Source organism: Modestobacter sp. VKM Ac-2978 (assembly GCF_026968025.1).
In the GTDB taxonomy this organism is placed as follows: Bacteria; Actinomycetota; Actinomycetes; order Mycobacteriales; family Geodermatophilaceae; genus Modestobacter.
Genome location: NZ_JAPVBP010000012.1, coordinates 117,674 through 124,909, shown reverse-complemented (window position 1 = coordinate 124,909; position 7,236 = coordinate 117,674). Strand labels below are relative to the sequence as shown.

The window sequence follows — 7,236 nt, the reverse complement described above, 5'->3', positions numbered from 1 at the left end:
GTGCTGATCGGCCTGGCCGCGCTCGTGCTCGCCGTGCTGGTGCACCTCGTCGGCCTCCGCAGGCACCCCGCTCCCCCCCCCCCCCCCCCCCCCCCCCCCCCCCGGCCCCCCTCCCACCCTCTTGGAAGGACCCCCCTGTGAGCGAGCAGAGCAGCCGTCGGCCCGGCCCCCGGGCGTGGACGGCGCTGGCCGTCGCGCTCGTCGTGGTGGCCGTCGTCGCCGTCGTGGTGGCGGTGACCGGACAGCAGCAGGCTCCGCAGCCGGCGGCCGCTCCCAGCCAGGGGGAGAGCTCGACAGCCACGGCGACCCCCACCCCGTCGGCGCCCGGTGCTGTGGCTGCACCTGCTGAGTCGGCTGCCCCGGACCCCGGCGAGCAGGTGGCCCAGCCGGTGTCGGTCAGCATCCCGACCATCGAGGTGACCAGCGACCTGCTGCGCCTGGGCCTCAACGACGACGGCACCGTCGAGGTGCCGCCGCTGGGCCCGGACGACCAGGCCGGCTGGTATCAGCGGGGACCGGCTCCCGGCGCCATCGGCCCGGCGGTCCTCCTCGGGCACGTCGACTCGGCCGAGCACGGGCCCGGTGTCTTCTTCGAGCTGGGAGCTCTGCAGCCCGGGGACGAGGTGGAGGTGGCCCGCGCCGACGGCACGGTCGCCGTGTTCGCCGTCGACCGGGTGGAGCGCCACGCCAAGGACGACTTCCCGACCATCGCGGCCTACGGGGACACCCCCGACGCGCAGCTGCGGCTGATCACCTGCGGTGGCGACTTCGACTCCGCGGCCCGCAGCTACGAGGACAACATCATCGCCTTCGCGACCCTGGTCCGCACCGAGCCGGCCTGATCGGTCCCGACACGCCTCCTCCCTAGACTCGAGGGGTGTCGTTGACCTCGGTGGGCAACCCGTCCGGCTCGGTCCAGTCACTGCAGGCGGTGCTGTTCGACATGGACGGCACGCTGGTGGAGACCGAGGAGCTGTGGGGCGAGGCGATGGCCGCCCTCGCCGTCCAGCTGGGCGGCGTCTTCTCAGCCGCGGCCCGGGAGCAGACCGTCGGCACGTCGATGCGGGTGGCCATGGGCGTGCTCTACGCCGACCTGGGCATCGAGCGCAGCGAGGAGCAGCGCCGCGCCGACGCCGGCTGGGTCGAGGAGCAGACCGCCCTGCTGATGACCAGCCGCGGGATGCCGTGGCGGCCCGGCGCCCGGGAACTGCTGGTCGCGGTGCGCGACGCCTGCCTGGCCACCGCCCTGGTGACGACGACGCCGCGCCGGATCGCCGCCCTGGTGATCGACCACATCAGCACGGACCTGGGGCAGTCGCCCTTCGACCTGACCGTCTGCGGGGACGAGGTGCCCGCCCGCAAGCCCGACCCGGCGCCCTACCTGCAGGCGATGCGCGAGCTGGGCGTGGACGCAGCCGGGTCGCTGGTCATCGAGGACTCGCACGTCGGGGTCACCGCGGGGCTGGCCTCCGGCGCAACAGTGCTCGGCGTGCCGTCGATGCAGTCACTGGAACCACTGCCCGGGCTGACCCTGCGGTCGTCGCTCGCCGGGTTGACCGTCCCCGACCTGCGCCGGCTGGTAGCCGAGCGCGGTCACGCGCCCACCCCGGTCTGACCGGTTCGATACAGCGACTGCATCGAGTGCGCACGGGGTGCGGATCGGGTCAGTCGGTGGCGGCCGTCAGCGGCAGGGTGGTGCGCCAGCCCGCGGCGGCCGCGGCGTCGGCCGGGAACGGCGGGGGAGTGCCACCGAACGCCGGGCAGAGCGCCTGGTGGTCGCACCAGCTGCACAGCCGGCTCTTGTTCGCCCGGAAGTCGCCGGTCGCGACCGCACGCTCGATGGCGGCCCAGATCGCCTGCAGGGTGCGCTCGAACCGCAGCAGCTCCGCTTCGTCTGGGGCGTAGGTGAGCGCGTCGCCGTCCTTGAGGTACAGCAGCTTGAGCTGGGCGGCGACCACGCCCCGGGTGCGCCACAGCACCAGCGCGTAGAACTTCATCTGGAACAGCGCCTTGGCCTCGAAGGCCTCCCGCGGCATCCCGCCGGTCTTGTAGTCGACCACCCGCAGCGCACCGGTCGGGGCGACGTCCAGCCGGTCGACGTAGCCGCGCAGCAGCAGCCCGTCGGGCAGCGTGACCTCGACCAGCTCCTCGCGGCCGTGCGGCTGGATGCGGGTCGGGTCCTCGAGCCGGAAGTAGGTCTCCACCAGCGCACCGGCCGACGCGAGCCAGGCCTCCAGGCTCTCCTTCTCCGCCGGCTGCCCCTCCGCTGCGACCTCGAACAGCTCGGCGACGCCCGGCTCTTCGCGTAGCTCGTCCCACGCCGGCGCCACCAGCGTCTGGGCGGCGGCGACGGTGCGCTCGGCGGCGGGCAGGTCGTAGAGCTTCTCCAGCACCGCGTGCACGAGGGTGCCCCGGACCGCGGCCCGGGACTTCTTCTCCGGCAGCCGGTCGATGGTGCGGAAGCGGTAGAGCAGCGGGCAGGACTTGAAGTCCGCGGCCCGCGAGGGCGACAGGGACGGACGCCGGGGAGCGGAGTCCGCGGCCGTCGTCCGTGCTGGGGACTGGTCGGTCTCCTGCGTGCCCGTCTCCGCCGTCAGTGTCATGCGCCCGAGGTTAGGTGTGCCCCCTGACAGTTCCGAGTGTGCGCGCCGGGGAGCGGGCGCTTCGCCGTCCGTACCCTCGTCCCACGTGGACGTACAGCAGCAGCAACCCGCCGACGAGACCCCGACCGCGACCGAGGTGCTCGCCGACGTGCCGCTCGAGCCCGTGGTGGTCGAGGGCGAGCCGGCGCCGACCGACGCCCCCGAGCCGGTCGAAGGGGCCTTCCGGGTCGGTGACCGGGTGCAGCTCACCGACCCCAAGGGCCGGCACCACACCGTCGTCCTGGAGCCGGGTAAGGAGTTCCACACCCACCGCGGCGCGATCAGCCACGACCACCTGATCGGCTCGCCCGAGGGCTCCGTCGTCCACTCGACGGCGAACACCGGCTACCTGGCGCTGCGCCCGCTGCTCGCCGACTTCGTGCTCTCCATGCCGCGCGGGGCGCAGGTCATCTACCCCAAGGACGCCGCCCAGATCGTCGGCTTCGGCGACGTCGGCCCCGGCATGCGGGTGCTGGAGGCGGGCGCCGGCTCGGGTGCGCTGAGCTGCTCGCTGCTGCGCGCGGTGGGCTCGACCGGCAGCCTCACCAGCTACGAGCGGCGCGAGGACTTCGCCGACGTCGCCCGCGGCAACGTCGGGGCCTTCTTCGGCGAGGTCCCGGAGAACTGGTCGCTCCGGCTGGGCGACCTGGCCGACCACCCGGCCGCCGAGGTCGTGGACCGCGTCGTCCTGGACATGCTGGAGCCGTGGGCCGTGCTGCCCACCGTCGCCGCCGCGCTGCGCCCCGGTGGCGTGCTCATCGGCTACGTCGCCACCACCACCCAGCTGTCGACCTACGTGGAGGCGCTGCGGGCCCAGGGCGTGTGGACCGAGCCGTACGCCTGGGAGACCATGCTGCGGCCCTGGCACGCCGAGGGCCTCGCGGTGCGCCCCGAGCACCGGATGGTCGCGCACACCGCCTTCCTGGTCACCGCCCGCCGGCTGGCCGAGGGGGCCGTCGCGCCGATGCGGCAGCGGCGCAAGAAGCTCGCCTGACGCCTGGGCCGACGCGTCCCGCACGTGTCGGGGCGATGACGTCCGGGCCCACCGCGCGCACCCGTTCCGAGCCTGCGGCGCGGTCGCCTCCCGCGTGTATAGATTGGCGTCCTGGCTCCCCCCGATGTGTGTGGAGGTGCGCGATGGGCCCCGGTACTGGCACTGGCCCCGACGAGTTCCGAGCGCGGCGTGAGCGTGACGTCGCCTCCCTGGTCAAGCAGATCTCCTACCTCGAGGAGGAGATCAGCCTCCTCCGACGCAAGGTGACCGACAGCCCGCGCCAGGTGCGTGCGCTCGAGGAACGGCTCGCCGAGGCGGAGGGCCGCGCGGCCTTCCTCTCCGAGCGCAACGACAAGCTGGCCGGCACGCTGCGCGACGCGCGCGAGCAGCTGGTCACGCTCAAGGAGGAGGTCGAGCGGTTGGGGCAGCCCCCGTCCGGCTACGGCGTGTTCCTGGAGCTCTTCGAGGACGGCACCGTCGACGTGTTCACCAGCGGCCGCAAGCTGCGGGTGTCGGTGTCGCCGGCCGTCGAGGTCGCCGAGCTGCAGCACGGCCAGGAGGTCATGCTCAACGAGGCGATGAACGTCGTCGCCGCCCGCGGGTTCGAGCGCGCCGGTGACGTGGTGATGCTCAAGGAGCTGCTGGAGCCCCTGCCGGGCGTCCCGCGCCGCGCCCTGGTCATCGGGCACACCGACGAGGAGCGGGTCGTCTACCTCGCCGACTCCCTGGAGGGGCAGCCGCTGCGCAGCGGCGACTCGCTGCTGCTGGAGTCCCGCTCGGGCTACGTCTACGAGCGGATCCCGAAGAGCGAGGTCGAGGAGCTCATCCTCGAAGAGGTCCCCGACATCGACTACTCCGACATCGGTGGGCTCTCCCGGCAGATCGAGCAGATCCGGGACGCCGTCGAGCTGCCGTTCCTGCACGCCGACCTGTTCCGCGAGTACGAGCTGCGGCCGCCGAAGGGCATCCTGCTCTACGGCCCGCCCGGCTGTGGGAAGACGCTGATCGCCAAGGCGGTGGCCAACTCGCTGGCCAAGAAGGTCGCCGAGCTCAACGGCGACTCCGACCGGAGCCAGGGGAAGTCGTTCTTCCTCAACATCAAGGGCCCCGAGCTGCTGAACAAGTACGTGGGGGAGACCGAGCGGCACATCCGGCTGGTGTTCCAGCGGGCGCGCGAGAAGGCCAGCGAGGGCACGCCGGTCATCGTCTTCTTCGACGAGATGGACTCGATCTTCCGCACCCGCGGGTCCGGTGTCTCCTCCGACGTGGAGAGCACGATCGTGCCCCAGCTCCTCAGTGAGATCGACGGCGTCGAGGGGCTGGAGAACGTCATCGTCATCGGCGCCTCCAACCGCGAGGACATGATCGACCCGGCGATCCTCCGCCCGGGGCGCCTGGACGTGAAGATCAAGATCGAGCGGCCGGACGCCGAGGCTGCGCGGGACATCTTCACCAAGTACCTGACGACGACGCTGCCCATCCACGCCGACGACCTGGCCGAGCACGGCGGCAGCCGCGAGGCGACCATCGCCGGGATGATCCAGAGCACCGTCGAGCGGATGTACACCGAGACCGAGGAGAACCGGTTCCTGGAGGTCACCTACGCCAACGGTGACAAGGAGGTCCTGTACTTCAAGGACTTCAACTCCGGGGCGATGCTGCAGAACATCGTCGACCGGGCGAAGAAGATGGCGATCAAGGACCGCCTGGAGACCGGCGTCGGCGGCCTGCGGGTCGGGCACCTGATGAACGCCTGCGTCGACGAGTTCAAGGAGAACGAGGACCTGCCCAACACGACCAACCCCGACGACTGGGCGCGGATCTCGGGCAAGAAGGGCGAGCGGATCGTCTACATCCGCACGCTCATCAGCGGCAAGGGCGCCGACAGCGGCCGCGCGATCGACACCGCGACCAACACCGGCCAGTACCTCTGACGCTGACGTCGTCCCGACCGGCCCCTGCTGCACAGCGGCAGGGGCCGGTCGGCGTCCGGGCGCTGCCCACCGGCCGTTCCGGACGGCCGCCTAGCCTGACGGCATGAGCGTGCGACGGGTGATGGGCACGGAGCTCGAGTACGGCATCTCGGTGCCGGGGCAGCCAGGGGCGAACCCGACGACGTTGTCGAGCCAGGTGGTGAACGCCTGGGCGGTGGCCGAGGCGCCGACGCCGCGCCGGCCGCGGTGGGACTTCGAGGAGGAGTCGCCGCTGCGCGACGCCCGCGGGTTCGACCTCTCGCCGGCCCAGGCGCTGGACCACAACGACCTGGACGACGACGCGGGGATGGCCAACGTCATCCTCACCAACGGGGCCCGGCTGTACGTCGACCACGCCCACCCGGAGTACTCCACGCCGGAGGTCACCAGCCCGCGGGACATCGTGCTGTGGGACAAGGCGGGGGAGCAGGTGATGGCCGAGGCGGCCCGCCGCGCCGCCCGGGTGCCGGGCACCCAGCCCATCCAGCTCTACAAGAACAACACCGACGGCAAGGGCGCCTCCTACGGGGCGCACGAGAACTACCTGATGAGCCGGTCGACGCCGTTCATCGACATCATCCGCGGGCTCATCCCGTTCTTCGTCACCCGCCAGGTCTTCGCCGGCGCCGGCCGGGTCGGGATCGGCACCGAGGGCCGCACCGAGGGCTTCCAGCTGTCCCAGCGGGCCGACTTCTTCGAGGTCGAGGTGGGCCTGGAGACGACGCTGAAGCGGCCGATCATCAACACCCGGGACGAGCCGCACGCCAACCCCGACGACTACCGCCGGCTGCACGTGATCATCGGCGACGCGAACCTCGCCGAGCTGTCGACCTACCTCAAGGTCGGGACGACGGCGCTCGTGCTGGCCATGATCGAGGCCAAGGCACTGACCCAGGACCTCACCATCGAGGAGCCGGTCGAGTCGCTGCAGGCGATCAGCCACGACCCGTCGCTGACCCACCGGGTGCGACTGCGCGACGGCCGCCGGCTGACCGCGATCGAGGTGCAGCGGGAGTACCTGGCCCAGGCGCAGAAGTTCGTCGCCGACAGCGGGGACGACGACGAGCAGACCGCCGACGTGCTGCTCCGGTGGGCCGAGGTGCTCGACGAGCTGGCTGTGGACCCGATGCGGCTCGCCGACCGGCTGGACTGGCCGGCCAAGCTCCGGCTGCTGGAGGGGTACCGGCAGCGCGACGGGCTCAGCTGGGGCGACGCGCGGCTGAAGCTGGTCGACCTGCAGTACTCCGACGTCCGGCCGGACAAGGGGCTCTACCACCGGCTGGTGGCCCGTGGCTCGATGCAGCGGCTGCTCACCGACGACGAGGTGACCCGGGCGATGACCAGCCCGCCGCCGGACACCCGCGCCTACTTCCGCGGCGAGTGCCTGCGCCGCTACCCGGCCCAGGTCGCCGCGGCGTCGTGGGACTCGGTGGTCTTCGACGTCGGCCGGGAGAACCTGGTGCGCATCCCGACCATGGAGCCACTGCGCGGCACCCGGGAGCACGTCGGCGCGCTGTTCGAGTCGACGTCGACCGCCGCCGAGCTGGTCGACCGGATCACCGCGCGCTGACCTGACGGCGGTGCCCATCTCAGGGGGAGCCCGCGAACGCGGCGGACTGTCACCCGG

Annotated in this window: 6 protein-coding genes; 5 read left to right on the top strand and 1 reads right to left on the bottom strand. The window is 72.3% G+C overall.

Going from position 1 to position 7,236, the window contains the following annotated elements; all coding sequences use genetic code 11:
* Positions 1 to 137: 137 nt before the first annotated feature.
* Together O2W53_RS23415 and O2W53_RS23410 are read left to right on the top strand one after the other, a co-directional pair.
* Positions 138 to 842 carry a class F sortase gene (locus O2W53_RS23415; protein WP_269165457.1) on the top strand — a complete coding sequence of 235 codons (705 nt, stop codon included), beginning with the start codon at positions 138 to 140 and terminating at the stop codon, positions 840 to 842.
* 35 nt (positions 843 to 877) lie between these two features.
* The gene (locus O2W53_RS23410; protein WP_269165456.1) at positions 878 to 1,615 is read left to right on the top strand and encodes an HAD family hydrolase; all 738 of its coding nucleotides are present in this window, start codon (positions 878 to 880) and stop codon (positions 1,613 to 1,615) included.
* 49 nt (positions 1,616 to 1,664) lie between these two features.
* Here the strand turns inward: O2W53_RS23410 and O2W53_RS23405 are convergent, their stop codons facing one another.
* The gene (locus tag O2W53_RS23405) at positions 1,665 to 2,603 is read right to left on the bottom strand and encodes a RecB family exonuclease (protein ID WP_269165455.1); all 939 of its coding nucleotides are present in this window, start codon (positions 2,601 to 2,603) and stop codon (positions 1,665 to 1,667) included.
* A gap of 85 nt (positions 2,604 to 2,688) precedes the next feature.
* Between O2W53_RS23405 and O2W53_RS23400 the strand changes: the two genes are divergently transcribed.
* From O2W53_RS23400 to dop, 3 genes are all read left to right on the top strand, one after another.
* Positions 2,689 to 3,636, top strand: coding sequence for a tRNA (adenine-N1)-methyltransferase (locus tag O2W53_RS23400; protein WP_269165454.1), 948 nt, complete (start codon positions 2,689 to 2,691; stop codon positions 3,634 to 3,636).
* Between the two features lie 143 nt (positions 3,637 to 3,779).
* A complete protein-coding gene (arc, locus tag O2W53_RS23395; protein ID WP_269165453.1) occupies positions 3,780 to 5,570 on the top strand; it encodes a proteasome ATPase in 1,791 nt (596 codons plus the stop codon).
* 103 nt (positions 5,571 to 5,673) lie between these two features.
* Positions 5,674 to 7,179: a depupylase/deamidase Dop gene (gene dop / locus O2W53_RS23390; protein ID WP_269165452.1), complete on the top strand. Its 1,506-nt coding sequence runs from the start codon at positions 5,674 to 5,676 to the stop codon at positions 7,177 to 7,179.
* The last annotated feature ends 57 nt before the right edge of the window (positions 7,180 to 7,236 follow it).